General features: G+C 69.3%; 22 protein-coding genes and 1 pseudogene. 8 read left to right on the top strand and 15 right to left on the bottom strand.

From position 1 onward, the window contains the following. Positions 1 to 440: 440 nt before the first annotated feature. From KS03_RS24660 to KS03_RS24645, 4 genes are all read right to left on the bottom strand, one after another. Positions 441 to 671, bottom strand: coding sequence for a hypothetical protein (locus KS03_RS24660; protein ID WP_035980218.1), 231 nt, complete (start codon positions 669 to 671; stop codon positions 441 to 443). A gap of 4 nt (positions 672 to 675) precedes the next feature. Next, complete coding sequence (locus tag KS03_RS24655; protein WP_017433983.1) at positions 676 to 882, bottom strand: hypothetical protein; 207 nt, start codon at positions 880 to 882, stop codon at positions 676 to 678. Positions 883 to 972: 90 nt separating this feature from the next. Further along, positions 973 to 2,187, bottom strand: a complete 1,215-nt coding sequence (locus KS03_RS24650; RefSeq protein ID WP_015875523.1) for a zinc-dependent alcohol dehydrogenase — start codon at positions 2,185 to 2,187, stop codon at positions 973 to 975. Positions 2,188 to 2,590: 403 nt separating this feature from the next. Next, the gene (locus KS03_RS24645; RefSeq protein ID WP_015875522.1) at positions 2,591 to 3,040 is read right to left on the bottom strand and encodes a response regulator; all 450 of its coding nucleotides are present in this window, start codon (positions 3,038 to 3,040) and stop codon (positions 2,591 to 2,593) included. Positions 3,041 to 3,844: 804 nt separating this feature from the next. On the opposite strand from KS03_RS24645, the gene KS03_RS24640 reads away from it, so the two are divergent. After that, positions 3,845 to 5,041, top strand: a complete 1,197-nt coding sequence (locus KS03_RS24640; RefSeq protein WP_230674474.1) for a hypothetical protein — start codon at positions 3,845 to 3,847, stop codon at positions 5,039 to 5,041. A gap of 85 nt (positions 5,042 to 5,126) precedes the next feature. Here the strand turns inward: KS03_RS24640 and KS03_RS24635 are convergent, their stop codons facing one another. Continuing rightward, a complete protein-coding gene (locus KS03_RS24635) occupies positions 5,127 to 5,873 on the bottom strand; it encodes an SDR family NAD(P)-dependent oxidoreductase (RefSeq protein WP_015875519.1) in 747 nt (248 codons plus the stop codon). A 412-nt stretch (positions 5,874 to 6,285) separates the two neighbouring features. Continuing rightward, a complete protein-coding gene (locus KS03_RS24630) occupies positions 6,286 to 6,495 on the bottom strand; it encodes a hypothetical protein (RefSeq protein WP_017433095.1) in 210 nt (69 codons plus the stop codon). Between the two features lie 194 nt (positions 6,496 to 6,689). Here KS03_RS24630 and KS03_RS31720 point away from each other — a divergent pair, with 194 nt between their 5' ends. From KS03_RS31720 to KS03_RS24605, 6 genes and pseudogenes are all read left to right on the top strand, one after another. Further along, on the top strand, positions 6,690 to 7,232 hold the full coding sequence (locus KS03_RS31720; protein WP_127913955.1) for a hypothetical protein: 543 nt from the start codon (positions 6,690 to 6,692) through the stop codon (positions 7,230 to 7,232). Positions 7,233 to 7,323: 91 nt separating this feature from the next. After that, positions 7,324 to 9,171 (top strand): hypothetical protein, encoded by a 1,848-nt coding sequence (locus tag KS03_RS24625; protein WP_015875518.1) that lies wholly within the window; start codon positions 7,324 to 7,326, stop codon positions 9,169 to 9,171. A 64-nt stretch (positions 9,172 to 9,235) separates the two neighbouring features. After that, positions 9,236 to 9,646, top strand: a complete 411-nt coding sequence (locus tag KS03_RS24620; protein WP_035977028.1) for a YegP family protein — start codon at positions 9,236 to 9,238, stop codon at positions 9,644 to 9,646. A gap of 173 nt (positions 9,647 to 9,819) precedes the next feature. Continuing rightward, positions 9,820 to 10,890: pseudogene (locus KS03_RS24615) on the top strand (SDR family oxidoreductase). 242 nt (positions 10,891 to 11,132) lie between these two features. After that, a complete protein-coding gene (locus KS03_RS24610; protein ID WP_039203033.1) occupies positions 11,133 to 12,503 on the top strand; it encodes a hypothetical protein in 1,371 nt (456 codons plus the stop codon). Between the two features lie 74 nt (positions 12,504 to 12,577). Beyond that, positions 12,578 to 13,897 carry a response regulator transcription factor gene (locus tag KS03_RS24605; protein ID WP_234038085.1) on the top strand — a complete coding sequence of 440 codons (1,320 nt, stop codon included), beginning with the start codon at positions 12,578 to 12,580 and terminating at the stop codon, positions 13,895 to 13,897. 160 nt (positions 13,898 to 14,057) lie between these two features. Here the strand turns inward: KS03_RS24605 and phaR are convergent, their stop codons facing one another. The 6 genes from phaR to KS03_RS24575 form a co-directional block, all read right to left on the bottom strand. Continuing rightward, the gene (gene phaR, locus KS03_RS24600) at positions 14,058 to 14,630 is read right to left on the bottom strand and encodes a polyhydroxyalkanoate synthesis repressor PhaR (protein ID WP_015875514.1); all 573 of its coding nucleotides are present in this window, start codon (positions 14,628 to 14,630) and stop codon (positions 14,058 to 14,060) included. 139 nt (positions 14,631 to 14,769) lie between these two features. Continuing rightward, positions 14,770 to 15,510, bottom strand: a complete 741-nt coding sequence (locus tag KS03_RS24595; protein ID WP_015875513.1) for a 3-ketoacyl-ACP reductase — start codon at positions 15,508 to 15,510, stop codon at positions 14,770 to 14,772. 99 nt (positions 15,511 to 15,609) lie between these two features. Continuing rightward, the gene (locus tag KS03_RS24590) at positions 15,610 to 16,791 is read right to left on the bottom strand and encodes an acetyl-CoA C-acetyltransferase (RefSeq protein WP_015875512.1); all 1,182 of its coding nucleotides are present in this window, start codon (positions 16,789 to 16,791) and stop codon (positions 15,610 to 15,612) included. A 110-nt stretch (positions 16,792 to 16,901) separates the two neighbouring features. Further along, positions 16,902 to 18,815, bottom strand: a complete 1,914-nt coding sequence (gene phaC, locus KS03_RS24585; protein ID WP_015875511.1) for a class I poly(R)-hydroxyalkanoic acid synthase — start codon at positions 18,813 to 18,815, stop codon at positions 16,902 to 16,904. Positions 18,816 to 19,267: 452 nt separating this feature from the next. After that, entirely contained in the window at positions 19,268 to 20,131 is an 864-nt protein-coding gene (gene pgeF / locus KS03_RS24580; RefSeq protein WP_015875510.1) for a peptidoglycan editing factor PgeF, read from the bottom strand. Beyond that, positions 20,132 to 21,334 carry an RluA family pseudouridine synthase gene (locus KS03_RS24575; RefSeq protein WP_015875509.1) on the bottom strand — a complete coding sequence of 401 codons (1,203 nt, stop codon included), beginning with the start codon at positions 21,332 to 21,334 and terminating at the stop codon, positions 20,132 to 20,134. A gap of 51 nt (positions 21,335 to 21,385) precedes the next feature. On the opposite strand from KS03_RS24575, the gene KS03_RS24570 reads away from it, so the two are divergent. After that, positions 21,386 to 22,213 (top strand): outer membrane protein assembly factor BamD, encoded by an 828-nt coding sequence (locus tag KS03_RS24570; protein ID WP_026051703.1) that lies wholly within the window; start codon positions 21,386 to 21,388, stop codon positions 22,211 to 22,213. 135 nt (positions 22,214 to 22,348) lie between these two features. On the opposite strand, the gene KS03_RS24565 is transcribed toward KS03_RS24570, so the two are convergent. From KS03_RS24565 to KS03_RS24555, 3 genes are all read right to left on the bottom strand, one after another. Further along, a complete protein-coding gene (locus KS03_RS24565; protein ID WP_015875507.1) occupies positions 22,349 to 24,610 on the bottom strand; it encodes a DNA repair helicase YoaA in 2,262 nt (753 codons plus the stop codon). Between the two features lie 58 nt (positions 24,611 to 24,668). Then, entirely contained in the window at positions 24,669 to 24,884 is a 216-nt protein-coding gene (locus KS03_RS24560) for an HP1242/YdcH family protein (protein ID WP_015875506.1), read from the bottom strand. Between the two features lie 126 nt (positions 24,885 to 25,010). Beyond that, positions 25,011 to 25,748, bottom strand: a complete 738-nt coding sequence (locus tag KS03_RS24555) for a hypothetical protein (protein ID WP_015875505.1) — start codon at positions 25,746 to 25,748, stop codon at positions 25,011 to 25,013. Between the last annotated feature and the right edge of the window lie 30 nt (positions 25,749 to 25,778).

Here is a 25,778-nt window from a genome sequence, read left to right as displayed (position 1 = left end):
TGGGTCGAACCGGCGTGCAAACGGAGCCACGGCACGAACGCGCTCCGGCCGCCTCCCGTCCTCAAGGTTTATAGAACAATTTACGCCGCCTGCCAGCGCGCCGCGCGCGCCGCAATGCGCGCGCTCGCGCGGCCTTGCCGGCGCACGCGCCGAACCTGGCGGCCCGCGCGAGACTGCCGCCGTGCGCCAGGGGGAGCGCGGCGGCGATCGGACAGGGGTCGGTCAAGAACGAGGCGGAAAAGGCCGCGGCCCAGCTCCGATGAACGAGCTGAGCTGGGCGCGATAAGCGCGCCGGAACGGCATCAAAGGGCAGAGGCAGGCAAGGTCTCATACCGCGCGGGCCGGGTCCTGCTGCGCCCGCCGGGCGACGGTGTCGGGCCGGCCTGCTGGCCGCGCCGGACCTGCCCGGCAGCCACGCGGCTCGGGGCGCACGCTCCCGTTCAGCGGCGGCGCACGGCCGAGACGAATAGCGCCAGGCAGGCCGCCCAGCCCGCCACCGAGACGATTCGTGCCGCCATGACGGCGCCGGTCGCCACCTGATCGGCGCCGAAGCCGCGCACCGAGGCGATCGTCGCGATCAGAAAGCAGACCGCCGCCGCGCGCAGCCGCCCTCCGCCCTGCCGCTTCGCACCGCCGGCACGGGTCCGGGGCACGCCCGGTTCGCCTGTCATGGCCTCACGCCTGCGGCGCGAGCGCGGCGCACCGCCAGAGCGGGAGGGCCGTACCGGGCGGCGGGCCGTTGACGGGCAGCGACGGCACCCGCTGCGGGTCGCGCAACGGCTCGGGCGGCAGGTCGGGAAGCTCGTCCTGGCCGGGCAGATCGCCGGGGTCGGGGGTGGGCAGCGGGGGAATCTGGATTACTGCGGCTTGCCATGGCGTCATCTTTGCTCCTGTCGGGGGTGGCGTGATCGCTGCCCTTGCCGTCGCAAGGCCCATACCAGCGCACGGGGCGACCGACTCAGCGCGACCGGCTCAGCGCGGCCCGGCCGCGGGCTCCAGTTTCACCTTGATCCAGCCGGGCTCGCGCGTATCGAACATCCGATAGGCATCGATCGCGCTCATCAGCGGTTCGCGCTGCGTCAGCACCGACAGCGGATCGAAGGTGCCGCCCGCCACCAGTTCGACGAGCCGCGGCGCGATCGTGCGGTGATTGCAATTGCCCATCTTGAGCGTGAGGTTCCGGTTCATCGCCTCGCCGATCGGGAACACGCGCAACTGCGGCGGATACACGCCGATGATGCCGATCGTGCCCGCCTTCGCGACCATTCGAGTCGCCGCCGCCAGGGCCTGCGACGGCCCGTTGCCCGGGATCCAGTTGGCGCCGTCGGGACGGCGCTCGGGAGCCACGACCTCGAGCTCCGCGTCGAATGCGCCGGCTAGCGCGGGGTCCGCGGCAGCGGCCGGATAGCGCATCGCATCCACCCCCACCGCGTCGATCACGCGGTCCACGCCGATGCCGCCCGTGAGTCTGAGCACCGTCTCCACCGGATCGTCGCGATCGAAATCGATGCTTTCCGCGCCCTGCGCGCGCGCCATGTCGAGCCGCGAGGCGATGCGGTCGATCGCGATCACGCGCCCGGCGCCCTGCAGGCGCGCGCTCGCGATCGCGAACTGGCCGACCGGCCCGGCGCCGAGCACGGCCACCGTGTCGCCATTGCGTATCTCGGCGAGTTGCGCGCCGAACCAGGCGGTCGGGAAGATATCCGAGAGCAGGATGGCGCGATCGTCGTCGATCGCATCGGGCAGCCGGATCAGGCTGGCGTTGGCGTGCGGGATGCGTGCGTAATCGGCCTGCAGGCCGTCGAAGCTGCCGGCGGCTTTCGGCCCGCCGAAGAACGCCGTGCCGGCGCGCATGCCGCCGGGATGGGCCGTGTCGCACTGGGCGGTGTAGCCCGCGCGGCAGTAGGCGCAGGCGCCGCACGAGATCGTCGAGGGCACCAGCACGCGGTCGCCCGCGCGGAAGTTGCGCACGTCGCTGCCGACCGCCTCGACCACGCCCACCGCTTCGTGGCCGAGAATGGTCCCCTCGCGCATGCCGCCCAGGGTGCCGCGCACCATGTGCAGGTCTGTGCCGCAGATCGCGCTGGCGGTGATCCGCACGATCGCGTCGGTGGGCTGCCGGATGCCGGGGTCGGGAACGGTATCGAGCCGGATGTCGCCGATGCCGTGAAATACGATTGCCTTCATGCTCTCTCCCTTTCGCTGGTCGAAAATAGGCGCGTCATGCCGGGCGCCTTCGCCAGCATCAGGCAAGCGTCGTTCCAGCTGGGCAGAACACGGCGTCCCGCCGCGATGGGGGAGAGTCAGGCGGCGGAGCGCGCAGGGGGCGCGCCAGCGGCGCGCCGGGCAAGGCGCGGCGGCACAGCGATGCCGCGCCGCCGGCCTGGTCGCCAGTGGGATTTACAAAGCTTGCAGAAAGTCGCGGGCCGCGCCGGCACGTCGCGGCAAACCGGGCCGGCTCGCGCGGCGGCCCGGCGAGCGGGCCGCCTGGCCTGCTGCCGGCCTGCTGCTGGCCGGCAATCGGCGCGCCGTGCTCGGCGCGATGAGGGACACCGGCGCGCGTCGCGCGCGGTGCGCCGGAGCGCAGCGTCTACGCCGCCCCCGCGCGCGGAGCTTCGCTTTCCGCGCACGACGCAATCAGGTCCAGCAGGACGGACAGTTCGGAGGCCTTGCGGAAATAGCCGTCGAATCCGCTGGCCATGGCGTCCTCTCGTATGGCCGCCCACTCGTCGGAGGTGTAGGCGATCAGGATGGCGTCGCGCGTCGCGGCCAGCGCGCGTAGTTCCGTCGCGACGTCGAAGCCGCTCTTGCCCGGCATGTTGATGTCCAGCAGGACCACCGCCGGCGCGTGCCCCGTCGCGGCGTCGCCGGCGGCCAGCGCCGTGGTGACGTAGCGCGCCTCGTGTCCCACCACCGACAGGTACAGGGCGGTCGCCTCGGCGGCGTCGGCGTGATCGTCGACCACGAGCACCCGAAGCGCCCGATCGCCGGCGCGCCGGAACGTTCTTGACGAACAGCGTGTGGCGTTAGTGGTGTTCATACCATCCCTTCCTTCGTTGCATGCGTCCCATCATGCCGCCGAGCCGCACGGAAAGCGTGCCGAGACTGTGTATTGTGATGGCCGAAGTATGACCGGCGGCGGATGCCAGGGCGGCTGCGCGCGAGCGGCGCCGGCTCCGGCCCAGCCTGCGGCGCAGCGAGCGTGCCAGCCTTGCCGCCCCGGCAAACCGGCATGCCCGGCCGCTCCCGTGGGCCGGCGCACCAATTCGCGAGGCGATGCGTCTTTGCGACGAATCCCGCCGATCAGTCGATGGCCGGCCGTCGCCCCCCTCATCCGAAAATGGCGCAGGCTGCGGAAGACGCGGTCGTTTGGCGGCACTGCGCCGGCACGGCGGCAGCGGCGGGCCGAACCGGCCGCCTCGCCGCGACCGGGTCGTGCGGGACCGGCGGGCACGATTTCACCCGCCGGGGCGGGTCGCTTCGCCCCCATCCGGGCAGCCGCTCGCCCAAGCCGCCCCGAGCACACGGGAAACCTCCGTGGCCCCGGTTTGGCATATAAATTGCGAAAACTTTCACGGGCCGATTTCGCGAAAATCGATTTTCTCGCTCCGTGAATCGCGCGCTATATTCAAATCATTGTTTGCCGCGATAGGGAGCACGGGCGAAATCCGCCCCCATGATTAAATCAAGTCAATATTTCACTTAATAATCGACAGAGATAACCATGAAACTCATGAAATCGGCCATGGCGGCCATGACTTTACGCGGCGCGGCGGCGCGCCGTCGCGATGATCGGCACCGGCTCGCGAGCGGGCGCGGCGAGCCGAGACCGCCCGTTCCTGCCATGCCTGAATCGCGCCGCCGTGCCGCGGCCACGCGGGCCAAGGCCGCCCGCATGGCCGCCGTGGCCGGCGTGCTGGTCGGCAACGCGGCCTTCGTGGCGCCCGCCTTTTCGCAGGCCCCGGCCTGCGCCGTGTCGGCGCACGGCCGCTCGGTCACCTTGCGGGCGAAGGGCGTCAACGGCGAGCCGTTCTCGGTCGCGCGGGGCTACCATCTGTCGGTCCGGGTCAACGGCGGCGAGCCGGCCAGCGTGCTGGTGGACACCGGCTCGAACGCGCTGGTGGTTCCCGCCTGGCGCGTCAAGGGCTTCCCCGCCGACCCGGAGCACGACAGCAGCGGCCTGGTGATCTCGGGCAAGCTGCCCTACCACTACTCGAGCAGCGGCAATGCCTACTTCGGCTACCTGATCCAGGCTCCGGTCACGGTGCAGGGGGACCAGGACACCTCGCTCGAGGCCGAGAACGTGCAGGTGCTCGCCATCACCGAAGTCTGCGGCTCGCACGCGAGCTGCCAGCCCGCCACGCCCGCCAACAGCCGCACCCTGGGCATGATGGGCGTGGGCTTCCAGCCGACGCCGACGCTGCGGGTCAATACCGCCGGCGGCACCACGCCGGCCACTCGCACCAACGTCTTCGAGCAAGTGCCGCGCGTGCAAACGCAGGGCTGGATCTTCGAGCCCGACGGCCGCATCGTGGTCGGCCTCAACGCCGACACGACCAAGGAATTCACGCATTGGGCACCGATGCTTGCCGATCGCCAGGGCGGACTCTCGCCCGAAGGCTGCGTGATCGTGAAGGAGCCGGGCCAGCCGGCGTCGCAGCCGCGGTGCGGCACCATGCTGCTGGATACCGGCATGTCCACCATGAACCTGTGGGCCTATCGCGGCGACGCGGGGCAGGCGCCGCTGTGCCCGCCGAAGCCGGCCGGCGCGGGCAAGAAGTCCGGCTTCAACGGCGCGACCTTCCCGGCCAACACGCTGATCACGCTCACCTCGCCGGGCCAGGCGCTGACTGTCGACTATCAATTCAATACCAGCGCGCCACGGCAGGCGGGCACGCCGACGCAGACCTACTGCACCAACGTCGAGGGCAGCTCGCCCACCGAGAACGCATTCTTCAACACCGGGCGCATGCCGCTCGAACGCTACGGCTTCGCCCGCAACCAGAGCTGCGCAACGTTCGCCTACCGGCGCGCGCAATAAGCAGGCTTCACGCAAACGGGCACCAAGGGCGGCGCGGCGCTGCCCTTCGCCGCGGCCAACGCCCGCCCGGCCCGCGTTCGCGTAGTCAGCGCATGCCGCCCGCGGCCATCAGATGCTCGCCCGACAGCCAGCGCGCGTCGTCCGAGGCGAGGAACACGGCGATGTCGGCAATGTCTTGCGGCGTTCCGGCGCGGCCCAGCGGCGTCTTGGCAACGAATTCCTTCTCCATGTCCGAGCCGGTGATGCCGGCCGTCAAGGTGCCTTCCGTGGTCACGTAGCCAGGGTTGATCGCGTTCACGCGGATCTTGCGCGGCGCCAGCTCCAGCGCCAGCACGTTCGTGATCGCGTCCACCGCGCCCTTGGTGCCGGTATAGATCGCGCTCATCGGCGGGGTGATGCGCGTGACGGTCGAGCTGATGTTGATGATGCTGGCGCCCTCCTTCAGATGCGGCACGGCGGCCTGGCTGACCAGCAGCAGGCCGAGCACGTTGGTGTCGAACTGGCGGTGAAATTCCTGCGCCGTGATCGCCTCGAGCGGCGAAAACGCGTACACGCCGGAATTGTTGACGACGATATCGAGGCCGCCGAAGCGGTCGATCGCGGTCTTCACGAGGCCGGCCGCCTGATCGGCATCGGCCACGTTTCCGCCGGCCGCCACCGCCCGGCCGCCGGCGCTTTCGATCTCGGCCACCACGTTCTGCGCACCCTGCTTGCTGCTCGCGTACGTGACCACCACGGCGGCGCCCTGGGCGGCCAGCGCCTTGGCGATGGCCGCGCCGATGCCCTTCGATGCGCCCGTGACAAGCGCGACCTTTCCTTCGAGTTTGCTCATGGATTCCTCCAGTTCGTTGGGAGACCCGTCGGGTCCCGATGTCCGTAATCGACCTGACTACTATAGGGAGGCCAACGCAAACGAAAAAGCGGCGCGTCCTGAATAAAGAAGCGGGATTTACCGAATAATGGCGTCGCGCGGCCGACGGCTCGACGGCAGGGGTGCCGGGCCTGGCGGCATGCCCGCGCGCTGCCCGGTGCATCCGGTGCATCCGGTGCGTCCGGGTCGTGCGGCCGGCGGCCGGCATTGGGCGAGCCCGACGCCGCATTCCGTGCAGCACGGCGCGCCGCGCGTTTCTGTCGTTATCCTCAATAAATCCGCAAACGAATTCGGCCGCCGGTCGAATCCGGTGCGGCGCCACGTGACAGGCAATGGAAAGCAAGCCCGCCGCATCGCTGCGGCGGGCACGGGCTCAGTTGATGACGGTCACCTGAAGCGGCGTTTCGGCGGGCAGGACGAACGTGTCGACACGACCGGCGCGAAGCGCGATGAGCAGATGCCGATATTCGGAGATCCGGGCCTGCTTCGTGGACGACAGCGCCGTGTCGTCTTCGGTCAGTTTGTTGATTTCAGCGATCACCATCGAAATGGCACTGCGGCGGGCGACAAAGAAGTGGCTCATGACCCCTCCAAACGATACAGCGGGGCGTGTCGGCGCGAGCCCATGCTTCGCGCCAGGAAGCGCGCATGATACTGCATGTGCTGTCGGCGCGTGCGGCGCGGCTTCCCGGCGAGGCCGACAGCGCCCTCGGGCCGGCACCGCCGGCTTCTTCGGATGCGATGTCCGGCCACCTCCCGCCACCATGAGCACCGGCCATGACACGGCTATGTCACGATTGCCGGTTTCGTATCGGCCGCGATCTCGTCGAGCTGTCCTTTCAGAAAGCGGGGGTTCGGAAAGCGATACGTAAAATCGAAATCACGATGTCAGCCCCGACGGCCGAGCGGTTCCCCGATACAGGCGAATCACGTGGTCCGGCGCTGGTCCGCTTCATGCCGGCGCAGGCGGTGCAGGCCTCGGGCGCGCCAAGCGATGCGTCGCCGGCAATCAAGCTCGCGGCCCACGGCGGATCCTCGCTTTCGAGGCAACGCGCGGCCTGGAATGCGGCGAGCGATATTCGCGCCGGCCGGAACAATCGCGACAATTACCGACATATCAAAATCGATAATCGATTCATCCAAATTCCAATAAAAATAAATCTTCATATCTTTCAAACGGACGTGATACGCTGCCCACACCGCGCGCCGGCCGCATTGAAAATGAAACGCTTGCTGCAGCGGCACCGCGCGACAAAATCGGCCCAATGCGCCACGGCCCAGATAATAAAAACAAGAGATTCACTGCCTTGCCCACTATGACTCGCACCCGGTCCGGGCACGCTGAAGGCCCGGAATACTGACGTGAAAAAGCGCCGGCAATTTCGCGCTTTTCAAACACCGAGGAGTTCATATGTCAACGCTTCGCAAACGCCGCCTGACGCTCACCGCCATGGCGCTCGCCTCGATCACGGCCGCGCTGGGCGCATGCGGCGACGGCGACGGCGGCCCGGCCGCCGGCGCCGTCTTCAAGCAGGCCGCCGCCGGCCGGTTCGCCACCTCGAACACGCCGAACTTCGGCCCGAACGTGGTGGTGTTCGACCCGGGCATGTCGAGCGCATCGATCCAGTCCCGGCTCGACAATGCCTTCAATTCGCAGTTGCTCAGCCCCACCGCGCAATTCGGCTCGCAGCGCTACGCGTTCCTGTTCAAGCCGGGCAGCTACAGCAACATCAACGCGAACGTCGGCTTCTACACCTCGATCGCCGGCCTCGGACGCAACCCGGACGACACCGGGATCAGCGGCAGCATCAACGTGGACAGCGGCTGGAACTACGGCGACCAGGCGAACGCCACGCAGAACTTCTGGCGCTCGGTGGAAAACCTCGCGGTCACGCCGAATGGCGGCACCGATCGCTGGGCGGTCTCGCAGGCGGCACCGATGCGCCGCGTCCATATCCGCGGCAACCTGACGCTCGGCCCGTCGAACCAGGGCGACGGCCGAGGCTACTCGAGCGGCGGCTTCATCGCCGACAGCAAGATCGACGGCACGGTGTCGTCGGGCTCGCAGCAGCAGTGGTACACGCGCGACAGCACGATCGGCGGCTGGACCAACGGAGTCTGGAACATGGTGTTCTCGGGCGTGAGCGGCGCCCCGGCGCAGTCGTTCCCGGCCACCTGGAACGCCGCGCCGCCCTACACCACGCTCGCCACCACGCCGGTCTCGCGTGAAAAGCCGTATCTCTACATCGACGGCGCGGGCAACTACAACGTATTCCTGCCCTCGCTGCGCACCAACGCCAGCGCCATCACGTGGGGCGCGGGGCCCACGCCGGGCACCTCGATTCCGATGAGCCGGTTCTATGTCGCGCAGCCGACCGACACGGCGGCCACGCTCAACGCGGCGCTGCAGCAGGGCCTGAACCTGTTCTTCACCCCCGGCACCTACCACCTGAGCCAGGCCATCGCGATCACGCGCGCCGGCACGGTGGTGCTCGGCATCGGCTTCCCGACGCTGACGCCCGACAACGGCAGCAACGCAATGACGGTGGCCGACGTCAACGGCGTCAGGATCGCCGGCCTGCTGTTCGACGCGGGCACGGTCAACAGCGGCGCGCTGCTGACGGTGGGCACGGCCGGCTCGGCGGCCAGCCACGCGAGCGATCCGGTCAGCGTGCAGGACGTGTACTTCCGCATCGGCGGCGCGCAGGCCGGCAAGGCCACCAACAGCCTGGTGGTGAACGCCAACGACACGCTGATCGACCACATCTGGGCATGGCGCGCCGATCACGGCTCGGCGCCCACCGGCTGGACCGTCAACACGGCCGACACCGGCCTCGTCGTGAACGGTGCGAACGTGCTCGCCACGGGCCTCTTCGTCGAGCACTACCAGAAGTACAACGTGCTGTGGAACGGCCAGAACGGCAGGACCATCTTCTTCCAGAACGAGCTGCCGTATGACGTGCCGAACCAGGCGTCGTGGCTCAGCCCGGCCGGCAACGGCTACGCGGCCTACAAGGTGGCGGACGGCGTGACGAGCCACCAGACCTGGGGCATGGGCAGCTACTGCTTCTTCAACGTCAATCCGTCGGTCAACGCGCTGCATGGCTTCGAGGTGCCGCAGACCGCCGGCGTGAGGCTGCACGACACGCTCACCGTGTCGCTCGGCGGGGTCGGCAGCATCACCCATGTCGTCAACAACGCGGGCGCGCAGGCGGCCGGCGCCTCGACGATTCCGGTGAACCTGGTCAGCTATCCGTGACGGCGGCCGCCGCGCCGGGCGCGTCCTCGTGCTAGGCTGCCTCGACACCGCATCGAGGTACGCCATGGACACCCCGCGATACGAGATTTTCGAGGAAGACAACGGCCGCTGGTACTGGCAGCTGCAAGCCGCCGAAGGCGCGACGGGCAGCCCGCGCGCCCTGTATTCGCCGCTCGGCTTTGCGACGCGCGACGAAGCCGAGCGGAACCTGCACCTGTTCGACACCAGTCCCACCGACGCGCACGGCCGCAAGCTGCTGCCGCAAGCGACGCTCGACGGCCTGGTCCGGCTCGCCGCGGACGGCTGCCCCGACTGCATGGGCGTCGAAATTGCTCCGGTGCAGCGGCAGGCGCCGGACCACGGCGGCTGCAACTGGACATGGCACCCCACGGGCAGCACCGCCGGCTGCGCCGACTGCCTGCGCGAGGCCGTCCAGGCGCTGCGCGCGGTCTGCAACCTTTCCGATCCGGCCTGATCGCGCGGCGCGCCGCCGCCCGCAGCTCCGCCGCCCGGTCCGCCCGCCGGCACGCTTGCCAAGCCGTTGCTACAATCGGCGCGCTCCGTCGTGCGCCGCTCGGCCGGCCGCTCCGCTCCCGGCCCGCAGCCGGCGCACTGCATCAGGTTCCCCATTTCAAGGCAGTCGATTCCATGACCAAACGAGCATTGATCATCGGCGCGACCGGCATCGTCGGCCGCAATCTCGCTGACCATCTGGCCGGGCTCGGCGACTGGGAAGTCACCGGCCTGTCGCGCGGGCGCACGGCGATGCCCGCGCGCGTCGAGGCGCTGACGGCGGACCTGCGCTCGCCCGATGCGGTGGCCGGCGCCCTGCGCGGGCGCGCGTTCAGCCACGTGTTTTTCACCGCCTGGGCACGCCAGCCGACCGAGGCCGAGAACATCCGCGTCAACGGCGCGATGGTGCGCAACGTGCTCGATGCGCTCGGCCCGGGCGGCCAGCTCGAGCACGCGGCGCTCGTCACCGGCCTGAAGCACTATCTCGGGCCGTTCGAAGCCTACGCCCAGGGCGCCGTGCCGCTCACGCCGTTTCGCGAGGAGCAGGGGCGCCAGCCGGTCGACAACTTCTATTACGAGCAGGAGGATCGCCTGTTCGAGGCCGCCCGGCGCCACGGCTTCGGCTGGAGCGTGCATCGTCCGCACACGATCATCGGCTTCGCGCTCGGCAACGCCATGAACATGGGCGTGACGCTCGCCGTCTACGCGACGCTCTGCCGGGCGAGCGGGCAGCCGTTCGTGTTTCCCGGCTCGCCCGCGCAATGGAACGGCCTGACCGACATGACCGACGCGCGCCTGCTGGCGCGCCATCTCGAATGGGCGGCGACCTCGCCGAGCGCGCGCGACGAGGCCTTCAACGTCGTCAACGGCGACGTGTTCCGCTGGAAGTGGATGTGGCAGCGCATCGCCGATTATTTCGGCATCGAGGCCGCGCCGTTCGACGGCCAGGCGCGTCCGCTGGAAGGCCGCATGCAGCAGGCCGGCGCGCAATGGCGGTAGATCGCCGCGCGCGCGGCGCTGGCCGAGCCCGACCTCGAGCGGCTGGTCTCGTGGTGGCATACCGACGCCGATCTCGGGCGCCCGATGGAAGTGCTGACCGACATGAGCAAGAGCCGCAAGGCCGGCTTCCTCGATTACCAGAGCACCGTCGACGCGTTCTACGCGCTGTTCGATCGCCTCAAGGCCGAGCGGGTCATTCCGTCCTGAGCGGCACCCGCGCCGATCAGGCGCGGCGGCGCGCACGGCGCATGACACGGCGGCGCGCGCGGGCCGCCCCCGGTCGGCGCCGAAGGCCCGCTTGCCGGCCGGGTCGCGCTTCGCATGGCACGACATCGCTTCCCGTCGCGGGCACGGCACGGCGCCGGGCGTGCTTCACTCTAGCCGGAACCGCCGCCGGCCCTCGCATGCCGGCGCGCCCGAGAGACCCGACGCTTTCAGAAGGAGTCCGGATGCCGCCCGTGAACCGCCTGCGGACGCGCCCGCCGTCGACAGTCACGCGTGAGCCGACCGGCACGACGCCTTCCACGCCGCCGCGCCATGCGCCGGCGGCGCCGACCTCGATCCGCCATGCCGGCGACCCGCTCACGGCGCTGGCTCACCTGACGCGGCACGGCGGCCCGCCATCGCCGGCCGCACCGCAGCGGGGCAGCCCCGCGGGCGCCGGCACGCCGCCCGACCGGCCGGCCGGCGGCCGGCTTGCCGCGACGCGGCCGGCCGGATCCGGCATCGCGCCCCGCCCCGCCGCCGCGTCCGACGCCGGCGAGGCAGTGCTGGCCGACGACGAGTCCGTCCATGCGGCGGGCCGCCATGCGCATGGCGCGCCGACCGCGCGCCTGCTCGCGCCGCCCGCCGCCGCGCGGCTGCCGTTGCGCACGCGCCGGCGCCGCCATGATCCGAACGAGATTTTTTGCGACGAAGACGAGGACGAGGATCGCGCCTGGCAATGGCAGCCATCCGAGTTCGAATTCAATGCATTCTCGAAAGACCTGCTCGGCGCCTCGGGCACGGTTCACCTGTCGGCCGGCAGCGAGGCCCTGCTGCCCAACTCGGCCGCGTACCGGCCGGGCGAGACTGCGGCACGCCCGGCCGGGCCGGCCGGCGCGCGCGCCGCCGCCGACGCGGCCGGCCAGGGCGCGCCAAGCGAGCCAAGCGAGCCCGGCGAGATCCGCAGCGTCGACGACCTGAAGCGCTTCGTCATGGAAACGGGCCGCGCCGGCGTTTCCGTCGAACTGGGCCATTCGACCGTGTCGCCGCACCACGAGATGCTGTACGGCTATCACGGCCTCGTCTATCACGGCGCCGCGCACTCGCCGCGCGAGATCCGCGCGGCGGGCGGCCTCTTCAGCGGCAAGCCGCTCGACGTCGACGCGCACCTGCTCGAGGCACAGGGCCTCGCGGACCCGAAAGGCGCGACGGGCGAGGCCGGCATCTCCACCTCGAAGCTCGCCGCGGGGGCGCTGGCCCGCGCGGCCGCCGCCGCGTCCGGCAGCGGCCGCGCCTATGTCTACGTGATCGACACGCGCCGGTTCGATGCCGCCGATCACGCCTACGACCTCACCCGAATCCTCGTCGAGGCCGGCCATCTGCCGGCCGGCCAGGACCCCGACGGCCATGACGATCCGACGGGGGCCGAGGTCAACGCGACCCACATCGCCGATGCGGCGATCGTGGGCTGGGTCGCGCTCGACGACGTCCGGGCCATCGCCGAGCGGATCAGCCAGGCCACGCCGCAGGCGCGTGCGCGCCTGCTCGGCGAGCTGGTTCGCGACAACGCGGCGCGCGTGCAGCTGAACGACGGCCGCGCCACGATGGACGACTGATGCGGTGCGCCCGCAGCGGCGCGTCGAGACTGCAACGATTCGTTACAGCGGCGCCGATCCCTGCCCCGCGCGCCGTGCTCGCGCGCTGCGGCCGCAAGCGGCGTACCCGCCTGCAGGCAGCGCACGCGAGCCCCGCTCGTGAATTGACCCGGCGCCTGCGAGCCGGCGCTGCCTGGACGTTTTTGTCAAATTCTTGCAGGATGCGGCGAATGAAACACGACGTATCTTTTCGTTACAAATTACGACGAGGGCAAATTTACCGAGACGGGATACTGCGGAAACAGCACGCATCTGTCACCGAGTCAGCATCCATCACGAGGCGAGAACCGATGAAAGTCGCCATTCTCGGCGGTCCGGCGAATCAAACGAAGCAGCTTGAACTGTGGTTGAAAAGCGGCGGGCATCAGCCCGAATTCTTCAAGACCGGCAACGCCTTTTTCAACGCGCTCAGGCGCAGCGGCTACGATCTGCTGATGGTCGACGTCGCCCTGCCCGACCTGTCCGGCATCGACCTGATCGCCTGGGCGCGCCACCATTTCGAATGGCATGTGCCGGTCATCGCGATGACGGCGCGCGAGGCATGGCACCTGGCTGGCGACGCGCTGAAAGCCGGTGCCGACGATTATCTGCTCAGGCCGGTTCGCGAAGCCGAGATTCAGTCGCGTATCAACACGGTCACGCTGCGGCAGGCGCAGCAGCCCGGCGACGTGATCGAGATCGGCGATTATTCGATCGATACCAAGAGCACCAGGATCATCCTGAACGGCGAGCCGATCAATCTGACTCGCAAGGAATTCGAGCTGGCCGCGTATTTCTTCCGGCATCCCGATCAGCTGATTTCGCATGACACGCTGCTCGGCCGGATCTGGAAACTGCAGAGCGATATCGATACGCGCACGGTGGCCACCCACGTCAGCCGGATTCGCAAGAAACTGCGGCTGGACGGCTCGCACGGCTGCGAGATCCTGTCGCTCTACGGCTATGGTTATCGCTGCCTGATCGACCGGCCGGCCGAGGCGCCCGCCGCCGCCGCGAACGACCGCGCGTTCGCGCCGCCCGCCGCCGAGACGGGCGTGCCCCCGATCGAGCTGAGCCAGGCAGCATCGCATCCGGACGCTCCCGCAGCCGGCGGCCCGCTCGCAACGCCGGCGATGTCGGCGGCCGAGACGGACGCCATGGCGGGCGCCGCCGAGACGTGGCGCGACGGGGTGCGGCCCGTCGATCGCTATGTCGCGAACCTGTTGAAGGAGCGGCAGGATTTCGAGGAGCAGATCCGCCGGCTGCGCGATGCGTTCTGCGAGGCCACGCTCGAGCTGCGCGCGCTGAAGCGCCAGGGCCCGCGCCGGCATCACGAGATCGCAGCGCTCGCCGACTACAGCGAGGACCTCGCCTGAGCCCCGGCCCCGGGTCCGGGGCCGAACCGAAAAGCTTTGCCCGCGGCCCGGCACACGCGGCCGCAGCGGCCGCAGCGGCCGGCACGGCACGCCGAACGACGACGCGGCTGGCCCGACACGGATCACGCAGGCCGCGCCGTGCCGGTCGCCGCCGTCGCGCCTACTTCTTGTCCGGGTCTTCGGGCGGCGTCGGCTGCTTGAACGGGAACGAGCTGAACATCGATTTCGCCTGGCTCTGCATCTGCTCCTGCATCTGCACGAACATGTTCTTCGACTGTTCGATGTAGCTCGTCATCATGCCCTGCATCATCGGCGCCTGCATGTTCATGAACTGCGACCAGACCTCGGGATTCATCGCGTTGTTGGTGTCGTAGAGGTTCTTCGACTGGTCGGTGAGCTTGTGCTGGATGTCGATGAAGGCCTGGATGTTCTTCTCCAGGTAGGTGCCCATCATGCCCTGCATCGCATGGCCGTAGAAGCGGATGATCTGCGAAAGCATCGACGACGAGAACATCGGCACGCCGCCGCTCTCCTCCTCGAGAATGATCTGCAGCAGGATGCTGCGCGTCAGGTCCTCGCTGCTCTTGGCGTCGACGACCTTGAAATCCTCCTGCTCGAGCACGAGCTGTTTGACGTCGGTGAGCGTGATGTACGTGCTCGTTTCGGTGTCGTACAGCCGGCGATTCGGATATTTCTTGATGAGTCGTTCGGCAGTCTTCTTTGTAGTAGTCATATAACACCTTGTGGGCGCCGCTGCGGCGCGATGACGGCGCTCGCCGGCGCGACGGCGCGGGCCGGGCAAAGCGCGTTCGGAATCCGTCGGGCCCGCGCGCGGCGGCCCCACCCGGCCGGCCGCGCGCGGGCCCGGCCCCTCAGCCCATGTGCAGGCCGCCGTTCAGCGAGAAGTCGGCACCGGTGGCGAAGCCGGATTCATCCGAGGCGAGCCACGACACGATCGAGGCGATCTCGTCGGGGGAGCCGAGGCGGCGCACCGGGATCGTCGCGACGATCTTCTCGAGCACGTCGGGGCGGATCGCCTTGACCATGTCGGTGCCGATATAGCCCGGCGAGACGGTGTTGACCGTCACGCCCTTGGTGGCCACTTCCTGCGCCAGCGACATCGTGAAGCCATGGATGCCGGCCTTGGCGGTCGAGTAGTTGGTCTGGCCGAACTGCCCCTTCTGGCCGTTCACCGACGAAATATTGATGATGCGGCCCCAGCCCCGCTCGACCATGCCGTCGATCACCTGCTTGGTCACGTTGAAGAGGCTGGTCAGGTTGGTGTCGATGACGGCCTGCCAGTCCTCCAGCGTCATCTTGCGGAACACCACGTCGCGCGTGATGCCCGCGTTGTTGACGAGCACGTCGACCTCGCCCACCTCGGCCTTGACCTTGTCGAAGGCCAGCTTGGTCGACTCCCAGTCGCCGACGTTGCCCTCGGAAGCGTAGAAATCGAAACCCAGCGCCTTCTGATCCTCGAGCCACTTCACCCGGCGCGGCGAGTTCGGCCCGCAGCCGGCCACCACCTGGAAGCCGGCCTTGTGCAGGCGCTGGCAGATGCCCGTGCCGATGCCGCCCATGCCGCCGGTTACGTAAGCAATTCGCTGAGTCATACAGAACACTCCATTTATCGTTGTCGAAGCGCCGGACGGCGCTTGCGTCTGTCTCTTTCGCCTCGTTGCCCGGTGCCGCCCACCGCGCCGGGCAGCACGTCAGGGGCGCTCGACCGCCAGCGCGACCCCCATCCCGCCGCCGATACAGAGCGAGGCGAGACCGCGCTTCGCGTCACGCTTTTGCATCTCGTGCAGCAGCGTGACGAGAATCCGGCAGCCGGACGCGCCGATCGGATGGCCGATCGCGATCGCGCCACCGTTGACGTTCACCTTCGAGGTGTCCCAGCCCATCTGCTGATGCACGGCCAGCGCCTGTGCCGCGAATGCCTCGTTGATCTCCATCAGGTCGAGATCGTCGACCGACCAGCCCGCGCGTTCCAGGCAGCGGCGCGAGGCCGGCACCGGGCCCATGCCCATCACCTTCGGATCGACGCCGGCGCTCGCGTAGGCCTTGATACGCGCGAGCGGCGTGAGGCCGAGCGCTTTGGCCTTCTGCGCCGACATCACCAGCACCGCGGCCGCGCCGTCGTTGATGCCCGAGGCGTTGGCGGCCGTCACCGTGCCCTCCTTCGTGAAGGCGGGCTTGAGGCCCGCCAGCGACTCGGCCGTCACGCCGTGGCGCACGAACTCGTCGGTGGCGAAGCGCAGCGGCTCGCCCTTGCGCTGCGGGATCTCGATCGGCACGATCTCGTCGTCGAAACGGCCCGACTTCTGGGCGGCCTCGGCCTTGTTCTGCGACTGCGCGGCGAACGCGTCCTGCGCCTCGCGCGTGATGCCATATTCCTTCGCGACGTTCTCGGCCGTGATGCCCATGTGGTACTGGTTGTAGACGTCCCACAGGCCGTCCACGATCATCGTGTCGACCAGCTTCGCGTCGCCCATCCGGAAGCCGTCGCGCGAGCCCGGCAGCACGTGCGGCGCCGCGCTCATGTTTTCCTGGCCGCCCGCGATCACGATCTCGGCATCGCCGGCGATGATCGCGTTGGCCGCCAGCATCACGGCCTTCAGGCCCGAGCCGCAGACCTTGTTGATGGTCATCGCCGGCACGGCCGTGGGCAGGCCGGCCTTGATCACCGACTGACGCGCCGGGTTCTGGCCGGAGCCGGCCGCCAGCACCTGCCCGAGGATCACTTCGCTGATCTGGTCGGGCGCCACGCCGCCGCGCTCCAGCACCGCGCGGATCACGGCCGCGCCGAGTTCGGGCGCCGCGATCTTCGCCAGCGACCCACCGAACTTGCCGACCGCGGTACGCGCGGCCGATACGATCACTACCTCAGTCATGTCCTTGTCCTCCAGGCCGGCAAGCGCGACCCGCTCAGTTGAAAAATCCCCGGAAGCAGTCGGCGAGCGTGCGCCGCCCGCCGCCATCCGTCAATGTCCCGCGCACCGCGTCAACTGCGTTCCAGCACGTAGCGGCCCGGCGCCGCTTCGATCACCGGAAACCGCGCCGAGCCGAGCGCGGCGCGCGGCTTGGTCTTGCGGCCGCCGTATTGGTCGAGCCAGTCGATCCATTCGGGCCACCAGCTGCCCGGATGCTCGGTGGCCGCCTCGAGCCAGTCCTGCGCATGCTCGGGCAGCTCCTTCGCGTCGGGCGAGTCGAAGGTCCAGTAGCTGCGCTTGTTCTTCGCGGGCGGATTGATCACGCCGGCGATGTGCCCCGAGGCGCCCAGCACGAAGCGCAGCGGCCCGGTCAGCAGCGAGGTGGAGGCGTAGGCGGTCTGCCACGGCACGATGTGATCGTCGCGCGAGCCGTAGATGAAGGTCGGCACGTCGATCCGCGCGAGGTCCACGGGCTCGCCGCAGACCGTCAGCGCATCGGGCTCGCGCAGCCGGTTTTCGAGATAGGTATGGCGCAGATACCACGCGTACATCGGCCCCGGCAGGTTGGTCGAGTCGCTGTTCCAGTACAGCAGATCGAACGGCGCCGGCGTGCGGCCCTTCAGATAATTGTCGACCACGTAGTTCCAGACCAGATCGTTCGGCCGCAGGAACGAGAACGTGTTCGCGAACTCGACGCCGTGCATGAGCCCGGGCGCTGCGCCGTTCTTGCCGCCGATGGTCTGCTCGCGCATCTGCACGTGCGCCTCGTCGACGAACACGTCGAGCACGCCGGTGTCGCTGAAGTCGAGCATCGCGGTGAGCAGCGTCATCGAGGCGACCGGGTGCTGGCCGCGCGCGGCCAGCACCGCGAGCGCGGTGGCCAGCATGGTGCCGCCGACGCAGAAGCCGAGCGCGTTGACCTGCTCGCGCGCGCTGATCTGCTGCACGGCGTCGAGCGCGGCCAGCACGCCGTCGTTCATGTAGTCGTCCCAGGTCGCGCCGGCGATCGATGCGTCCGCGTTGCGCCACGAAATCAGGAACACCTGGTGGCCGCTCGCGAGCGCATGCGCGACGAGCGAATTCTCGGGCTGCAGATCGAGGATGTAGAACTTGTTGATGCAGGGCGGCACGATCAGCAACGGCCGCTCGTAGACGCTCGGCGTGACCGGTTTGTACTGGATCAGTTGCATCAGCGCGTTCTCGAACACCACCGCGCCCTCGGTGTTCGCGAGATTTTTGCCGACCACGAACTGCGATTCGTCGGTTTGCGAGATCTTGCCGCGCTGCAGATCGGCGAGCAGGTTGCTCAGGCCCTGCCGCAGGCTTTCGCCCTGCGTCTCGAGCAGGTTCTTCTGCGCTTCCGGATTGAGCGCGAGGAAGTTGCTCGGCGCGGTCGCGGCGGTCCATTGCTGCACCGCGAAACGAATTCGCTCGCGCGTTTTCGGGTCGGTCTCGACCGCGTCGGCGAGCGCATGCAGATAGCGCGCGTTGAGCAGATACCAGGCCGCCGTGAACGCATGCGCGGGCGAGGCCTTCCAGGCCTCGGCGCTGAACCGGCGGTCCTTCAGTTCGGGGGCGACCAGCTCGGCCGAGGTGGCCTGCCGGAACAGCTCCGCGCTCTCGCGCGCATAGTCGGCCTGCAGCTGCCGCAGCTTCTCCGGCGGCACCGCCGCAACCGGCAGCGCCATGCCGGCGAGCGGCGCCGCGCCGCCCTGGCCGAACAGGCCGGCGAACGGCAGGCCCGCACCGCCAGCGGCCGGCCACTCGCGCCGGGCCGGCATCGTGAAGGGAAAGGCGAACGCCGCGGACATGTCCGGCCGCGGCTGCGCCTGCTGCGCGGCCGCGCGCAGCGGCTCGGCGAGGCGGCTCCAGGCATCGAGCCACGCGCCGAACATCTGCTGCATCGGCTGGGACGCATCGGCCGCCTGGCGCCCCGGGGTGAAGTCCGCTTGTGAGGAAGTCGACGAATTTTTCGGTGCTGTCATACCTGCGTTACCGGTGATTCCTGGCGGAGCGTCTGGACATCCTGCGTCGGCCTCCGCGAGACCGCGCGACACGCTCGGCATCACGCGCTAGAGGACGGCCTCCAGATTCTGCCGCAGTGCAGTAGTTTTATCATTATCGTTTTCCCCATGTGAAGCGGCAGGCGAAAACGCTCGCGCTCGCGACCGTGCGGCAATAGGTCGCGATTTGGGTCGTCTCCATTGGCGGGACACGACGCTCGGACAAATTGGAGCGAATATGGACCCATCGGGTTCCGCAGCCGAAATCATGTCACGCGCCGCAGCAAATATACCCTCGCATTTCTGCCTGGACGGGCAAGAAATACCCGTCCAGGCCGACAGGTTTCGCCGCGCTGCGCATCGGTTCGGATCACCCTCCGCAACGAATCCCGCCGCCATCCAGCAATCCGCAACGGCGCGTCATGCTATTCGCCTCAGGCATCGATCCAGATCATCGCGGCCATCCGGCCCGTCACGCGATCGCGGCGATACGAGTAATAGCGCTCGCGCTCGGTGACGGTGCAAGCGCCGCCGCCCGCCACCTCCGTGATGCCGAGCCGCGCCGCGCGCAGTCGCGCGAGCGCGTAGAGATCGGCGTGGTATTTGCCGGGTGAACCGTCGACGGCGACGAACGCGCGCGCGCTCGCCTCGCGCTCGGCGCTCGTCGCGGCCTCGGCGAACGCGGTCCGCACGTCGGCGCCGACCTCGAACGCGGCCGGCCCGATCGCCGGCCCCAGGTAGGCCCGCAGCCGGCTCGTCTCGACACCGGCCAGCGCCGCCACCTGGCACGCCGCGGCCTCGAGGATGCCGGCCGCCAGGCCGCGCCAGCCCGCGTGCGCGGCCCCGACCGCGCGGCCGTCCGGATCGCACAGCAGCACCGGCAGGCAGTCGGCCACCATCACCACGCAGACCGCGCCCGGCAGGTCGGTCACGCTCGCGTCGGCGCGCACCCCGGCCGCGGCCGGGTCGGCGGTCGGATCGTCTGCGCGGGCCAGCACCGCGTCGGCGCGCACGACCTCGGTGCCGTGCACCTGTTCCAGCCAGGCGGCGCGCGGCTGGCCCGTCAACGCCAGCAGGCGCGCGCGGTTGGCCTCGACGGCGGCCGGCTCGTCACCGGTGTGACGGCCGAGATTCAGGCCCCCCGGCGCGTCGCCGCCGGCGGCCGACCAGCGGCCGTAGGGAGCAGCGCTGAGGCCGCCGTTGCGGGTCGACACCAGCGCGCGCACGCGCGGCGCCACGCGCCAGTCGGGCCGCAGGCAATCGTTCCAGCTCAGCTCGGGAAACAGGGAGCTCGCCATTCAGTCCTCGTCGTGATCGTCGTGCGGCATCTCGTCGTAGAAGATCTCGCCGTCGTAATCGTCATCGTCGTAATCGTCGCCATCGAAGCCGGCCTCCTCGGCGCCGAAGCCGAGCGCGGCCGCGAGTGCGGCGATGTCGTCCGGCACCGCGCAGCGCCACTGCATGCTGCGGCCCGTGACCGGATGTACGAGCCCGAGCCGCCAGGCGTGCAGCGCCTGGCGCGCGAACCCGTCCGGCAGCGCGGCCACCGAGCGCTTGCCGCGCGCCCTGCCGTAGACGGGGTCGCCGAGCAGCGGATGGCCGAGGTGCGCGCAATGGACGCGGATCTGGTGGGTGCGGCCGGTCTCGAGATCGCATTGGATCGCCGAGACGGGCTGGTTCTGCCACAGCACCGAGTCGACGGTGCGGAAGTGAGTGCGCGCCGGCTTGCCCGAGGCGCCCGTCACGACGGCCATGCGCGTGCGCTCGCGCGGATCGCGGCCGATCGGCGCGTCGATGGTGCCGCTGGCCGGCGTGCGTCCCCACACCAGCGCGAAGTAGCGGCGCTTCACGGTGCGTGCCTGCAGCTGCCGCACCAGGTCGGTCTGTGCAGCGAGCGTGCGCGCCACCACCATCAGCCCCGAGGTTTCCTTGTCGAGCCGATGCACGATGCCGGCTCGCGGCAGGCCCGCGGCCGCCTCGCCATAGCGGTGCAGCAGGCCATTGAGCAGCGTGCCGTTCCAGTTGCCGGCGGCCGGATGCACGACGAGGCCGGCCGGCTTGTCGATCACCACCAGCGCCTCGTCCTCGTAGACGATCGCGAGCGGCACCGGCTCGGGCGTGAAGGCGAGCTGCTCGGGCAGCAGGTCGGGCACCAGCTCGATCGTCGCGCCGAGCGGCACCGGCTGACGGACCTTGGCGGGCTCGCCGTCCACGCGCACGCGCTGCGCCTCGATCCAGCTTTGCAGCCGGCTGCGCGAGAACTCCGGAAACAATTGCGCGAGCGCCTTGTCGAGCCGTTCGCCGGCCAGCGCGGGCGGCACGGCGACGAGGCGCGGCGCCGCGTCGGCGGCGGTGTCGGAGGCCGGCGCGGCAAGCGTATCGCCGGACAGGTCATCGTCGAGCGAATCAGTCCCCGATGCGTCGGGCGGGGTGGAGCTTGGGCTATAATCTGCGCTATTTGCCGTGCCCGGCCGGGCACGGAACGAACTTGAACGGGTCATTTAGACTGGGTCACCGAGACTGAAAGCTAGGACATGCGAGCCCTATTCACCATGATGAATTCGACCAAACGTGTGGCAAAACCGCTAGCCGCGTGGGCTACGCTGGCTGCAGCCGCCGCACTGATCGCCGGTTGCCACGGCTTGCCGCAGAAAACCGACGAAACGGCGACCTGGTCGAACAACAAATTATACTCAGAGGCTCAGGATGCCCTGACCGGCCGCGATTGGGGCAAGTGCGCGAAGTATTTCGAGGCGCTGCAAGGTCGCGACCCGTTCGGCCATTTCGCCCAGCAGGCGCAGATCAACGTCGCGTACTGCAACTGGAAGGACAACGAACTGACGGCGGCCGACCAGGCCGTCGACCGCTTCATCCAGCTGCATCCGGATCACCCCGATATCGCCTATGCGTACTACCTGAAGGGGATGATCCACTTCAACGACGATCTCGGCCTGTTCGGGCGCTTCTCGGGCCAGGACATGAGCGAGCGCGATCCGCAGGCGCTGCGCGAGTCGTATGACGCGTTCAAGATCGTGGTCGACCGCTATCCGAAGAGCAAGTACGCGCCGGACGCGGCCGCGCGGATGCGCTACATCGTCAACGCGCTCGCCTCGCACGAGGTCCATGCGGCCGACTACTACTACCGCCGCGGCGCCTACGTGGCCGCCATCAACCGCGCGCAGCTCGCGATCACGCAGTACAAGAACGCGCCGGCGATCGAGGACGCGCTGCACATCATGATGCTGTCGTACACGCGCCTGAACCAGCCGCAGCTCGCCGACGACACCAAGCGCGTGCTGGCCGCGACCTTCCCGGACAGCCCCTACATCACGGGCCACCCGCGCTCGGGCGCGCGGAAGCGGGCCTGGTGGCAGTTCTGACGGCATGATGCCGTCACGGCGCGAAGGCGGCACCGCCGCGCGCCCTGCCCGCCGCGTCGGGCGCATCAAAAAACCGGCCTCGGCCGGTTTTTTTACTGGGCTTTTGCTGGGCGTCACGCCAAGCCGCTCGCGCCGTCAGGCACGGATTCCGCGCCCACCCTCCTCGAAGAACTCGCGCACCACCTCGATCTCGCGCGTGCGCTTGAACGGCGGCAGGCTCTGCCAGATGCGGCGCCCGTATGGCTTGTCGACGAGCCGCGTGTCGCAGATCATCAGCACGCCGCGATCGGTTTCGGCGCGGATCAGCCGGCCCGCGCCCTGCTTCAGCGTAATCACGGCCTGCGGCAGCTGGTGGACCGCGAACGGACTCAAGCCCTTCCTGGTCAGCGCGTCGAGCCGAGCCGCCAGCACCGGATCGTCGGGCGGCGCGAACGGCAGCTTGTCGATCACGACCAGCGACAGCGCATCGCCGCGCACGTCGACGCCTTCCCAGAAGCTCTGGCTGCCGACCAGGATCGCGTTGCCGTAGGCGCGGAAGCGGTCGAGCAGCTCGGTGCGGCTCGCGTCGCCCTGCACCAGCAGCGGCAGGTTCCAGCCGCGCGCCTCGATCGTCTCGCGCAGCTTCGCGGCGATCCGATCGACCGCGCGCAACGTGGTGCAGAGCATGAACACGCCGCCGCCCGAGGCCTCGATGGCCGGCAGCGCCGCCTCGAACACCGCGTCGGTGAAGGCTGGCGACGACGGTTGCGGCAGGCCGCGCGGCACGTAGAGCAAGCCCTGCTCGGGATAGTCGAAGGGGCTCGGCAGCGTCATCGAGCGGCGCGAGCTGAGGCCCATCTGCGCCGCGTAATGGCTGAAGTCGCCGCGCACCGACAGCGTCGCCGACGTGAAGATCCAAGCACGCGGCACGCCGGCGCGCTGCTTCGCGAAGATCGGCGCGACCGACAGCGGCGTCTCGTGCAACTGCACGGTCTGCGAGAACACCTCGACCCAGCGCACCTTCTCGCCCGGATCGTCCTGCGGTTTCGCGGCGGCCTCGCCCTCGGGCGCCGCTGTCGCCTCCCTGGCCGCCTGCGCCGCAGCCGCCTCCGGTGCGACCCAGCCGGCCAGGATGCCCTGCAGTTCGCGCGCGCGACGCAGGCACGCGCCGATCGACTCGGCCCGCTCCGACTGGCCGGCCAGCGCCGTGGCGAGCGCGTCGAGCGCCGCGTCGACGTCGTCGAGCGCACCGAACAGCGGATGATCGTCGCCGAGCTGCGCGAGCGACATTCGCACGATGCCGCTGTCCGCGAACGCGAGCCGCACGTCGCGCGCGGCACGTTCGAGCGCGCCGCCGAGCTTGACCCATTCCACTGCATCGCGCGCATGCGCGAGCCCTTCCACGACGGCGTCGCGCGCGAGCTCGAGAATCTGCGTGGTCGAGAGCGTCTCGCCGAAGAACAGCGTGGCCGTCTCCGGCAGCTGGTGCGCCTCGTCGAAGATGATGGTGTTCGCGCTCGGCAGCAGTTCGGCCATGCCGGTGTCGCGCAACATGATGTCGGCGAAGAACAGATGGTGGTTGACCACCACCACGTCGGCCTGCTGCGCCTCGCGGCGCGCCTGCATCACGAAGCATTCCTTGTAGTGCGGGCACTCCTGGCCCAGACAGTTGTCGCGCGTCGAGGTGACCATCGACCAGACCGGCGAGGTTTCCGGCACGCTCGCCAATTCGGCCTTGTCGCCGCTGCGCGTGATCTTCGCGAAGCGGACGATTTCCTGCAGGTAGGCCGTGTCCTGCCGCGTCGGCAGGCGGCCGTTGTCGGCCGTGCGCTGCAGGTAGTAGTGGCAGAGGTAGTTGGCGCGCCCCTTCAGCATCGCGACCGTGACGGGCACGGCCAGCGCATCGCGCACGGTCGGCACGTCGCGCTGGAACAGCTGGTCCTGCAGGTGCTTGGTGCCGGTCGAGACGATCACCTTGCCGCCCCACAGCATGGCCGGCACCAGATAGGCGTAGGTCTTGCCGGTGCCGGTGCCGGCCTCGACGATCAGCGTGTTGTCGGCGCCGTCGTCGGCCTCGGCGCCAGCGGCCGGGCCGCGCGCGTCCTCGCCGGCCGCGGCGTCGCCCTGCAGCTTGCGTGCCGGGCGCTTGCGGCTGTCGAACATCTCCGGCTCGGGCAGCTTGCGCGCGGACGCCTCCATCGCGGCCGCGACGGCACGCGCCATGTCGATCTGGGAGGCGCGCGGACGGTAGCCGTCGAGCGCGCGCGAGAACAGGCCACCTTCACCGAAGATCGCGTCGAGTTCGGCCACGCGCTTGCGGCTCGGCATCGCCAGGCCGTTCGGCGCGGACGTGCGCGACGCCGCGGCGGACGGTTCGTCGCGCCGCGCGTCGGCGGTGGCTTCTAACGAAGAATTCAAGGCAAGCGGTTCCTATGTCCGGTGCCCGACCCGGCCCCGGCGCCTGCCAGGCCCGCGATCAGGCGTGCTGATCCGGTTCGAGCTGCGACTGCAGCATGATGATTTTGTCCTTGGCCAGCAGCTTTTCCTTCTTCAGCCGATGAAGTGCCAGGTCGTCGATGTCGGATCGGCCTTCCTTCTGCTCGATCTCGCGGGCCAGCTGACTGTGCTGCTCCTGCAAGGACACCAGCCGGTTGCGCAGGTCCTGCCTCAGATCCGCTTGACGGGTTTGCATGCTCGCCTCCTTCAAAAGAACCGGCGCGACGCAAACGGCCTGCAATTACCGTTCACGATTTGCCGGGATTGCTGTTGGAACGAAATCCCCCCCTCGCGTCTGGCGTGACGACGTACGCGGCACACCCTACTGCTGTTGTTGCTGTTGCTGCTTTCGCCGGGCCTTCTCGGCCGCCTGGCGCTGGCGCTCGGCCACCTCGGCCTGATGCTGCGCGGCCTCGCGCTGCTTGTCCTCGTAGCGCGCAACGTTCTGCACACGCTCCTGCGCCTTCTCGGCCGCCTGCGCACGCGCCTGGGCAAGCTTGCGCTGGAAATCGGCCTGCTTCTGATCGTAGGCCTGCTGATTCGCCGCGCGCTGCGGCCCCTCGGCTCCGCGCTGCGCCTGCTTCAGCGCGTTCTGGCGCTGCTTGTCCTCGTATGCCGCCGCGTTCGCGGCGTCGGTGGCCGCGCGCTGCGGCGCCTCGGCCTGCTGCTGCGCCGCCTTCAGCGCGAGTTGCTCGTCGCGGCGCTTGGCGCGCACCGCGCGCTGCTCGTCGTCGAGCGCGAGCTGCTGCTGGCTGATGCTCGAACGCTCCACGCGCATCGCCTCGCGTGCCTTGGTCAGACAGGCGTTGACGAAGAACCGGCTGTAGCAATCGTGTTCGGCCACGGCATAACGATAATTGTTTTCCGCCGTGCGTTGATTGAGCACTTTTTGGCGGACATCGAAATCGTGATCCTGCGCCGCATCGGCGGCGGCCGCCGTCGCCGATGCGGGCGCAGGCGTCTGCGCGGCGGCCACGGACGACACGGCGCCGAGCACGAGAGCCAGCGCGGCAGCAGTTGAACGGGAGATGGGCAACGTCATAGGAAAGCAGCGGGACATGGGGCAAATTCTAACACCGCGTGACGGCCG

This window comes from Burkholderia glumae LMG 2196 = ATCC 33617 (genome assembly GCF_000960995.1).
In the GTDB taxonomy this organism is placed as follows: Bacteria; Pseudomonadota; Gammaproteobacteria; order Burkholderiales; family Burkholderiaceae; genus Burkholderia; species Burkholderia glumae.
The sequence above is the reverse complement of the archived record's forward strand: the minus strand, read 5'-3'. Positions and strand labels throughout refer to the sequence as shown.

Coding starts and splice junctions, on each gene's coding strand:
- KS03_RS24660 (WP_035980218.1), bottom strand. CDS start 671: ATGACAGGCGAACCGGGCGTGCCCCGGACCCGTGCCGGCGGTGCGAAG.
- KS03_RS24655 (WP_017433983.1), bottom strand. CDS start 882: ATGACGCCATGGCAAGCCGCAGTAATCCAGATTCCCCCGCTGCCCACC.
- KS03_RS24650 (WP_015875523.1), bottom strand. CDS start 2,187: ATGAAGGCAATCGTATTTCACGGCATCGGCGACATCCGGCTCGATACC.
- KS03_RS24645 (WP_015875522.1), bottom strand. CDS start 3,040: ATGAACACCACTAACGCCACACGCTGTTCGTCAAGAACGTTCCGGCGC.
- KS03_RS24640 (WP_230674474.1), top strand. CDS start 3,845: ATGCCTGAATCGCGCCGCCGTGCCGCGGCCACGCGGGCCAAGGCCGCC.
- KS03_RS24635 (WP_015875519.1), bottom strand. CDS start 5,873: ATGAGCAAACTCGAAGGAAAGGTCGCGCTTGTCACGGGCGCATCGAAG.
- KS03_RS24630 (WP_017433095.1), bottom strand. CDS start 6,495: ATGAGCCACTTCTTTGTCGCCCGCCGCAGTGCCATTTCGATGGTGATC.
- KS03_RS31720 (WP_127913955.1), top strand. CDS start 6,690: ATGACACGGCTATGTCACGATTGCCGGTTTCGTATCGGCCGCGATCTC.
- KS03_RS24625 (WP_015875518.1), top strand. CDS start 7,324: ATGTCAACGCTTCGCAAACGCCGCCTGACGCTCACCGCCATGGCGCTC.
- KS03_RS24620 (WP_035977028.1), top strand. CDS start 9,236: ATGGACACCCCGCGATACGAGATTTTCGAGGAAGACAACGGCCGCTGG.
- KS03_RS24610 (WP_039203033.1), top strand. CDS start 11,133: ATGCCGCCCGTGAACCGCCTGCGGACGCGCCCGCCGTCGACAGTCACG.
- phaR (WP_015875514.1), bottom strand. CDS start 14,630: ATGACTACTACAAAGAAGACTGCCGAACGACTCATCAAGAAATATCCG.
- KS03_RS24595 (WP_015875513.1), bottom strand. CDS start 15,510: ATGACTCAGCGAATTGCTTACGTAACCGGCGGCATGGGCGGCATCGGC.
- KS03_RS24590 (WP_015875512.1), bottom strand. CDS start 16,791: ATGACTGAGGTAGTGATCGTATCGGCCGCGCGTACCGCGGTCGGCAAG.
- phaC (WP_015875511.1), bottom strand. CDS start 18,815: ATGACAGCACCGAAAAATTCGTCGACTTCCTCACAAGCGGACTTCACC.
- pgeF (WP_015875510.1), bottom strand. CDS start 20,131: ATGGCGAGCTCCCTGTTTCCCGAGCTGAGCTGGAACGATTGCCTGCGG.
- KS03_RS24575 (WP_015875509.1), bottom strand. CDS start 21,334: ATGACCCGTTCAAGTTCGTTCCGTGCCCGGCCGGGCACGGCAAATAGC.
- KS03_RS24570 (WP_026051703.1), top strand. CDS start 21,386: ATGATGAATTCGACCAAACGTGTGGCAAAACCGCTAGCCGCGTGGGCT.
- KS03_RS24560 (WP_015875506.1), bottom strand. CDS start 24,884: ATGCAAACCCGTCAAGCGGATCTGAGGCAGGACCTGCGCAACCGGCTG.
- KS03_RS24555 (WP_015875505.1), bottom strand. CDS start 25,748: ATGTCCCGCTGCTTTCCTATGACGTTGCCCATCTCCCGTTCAACTGCT.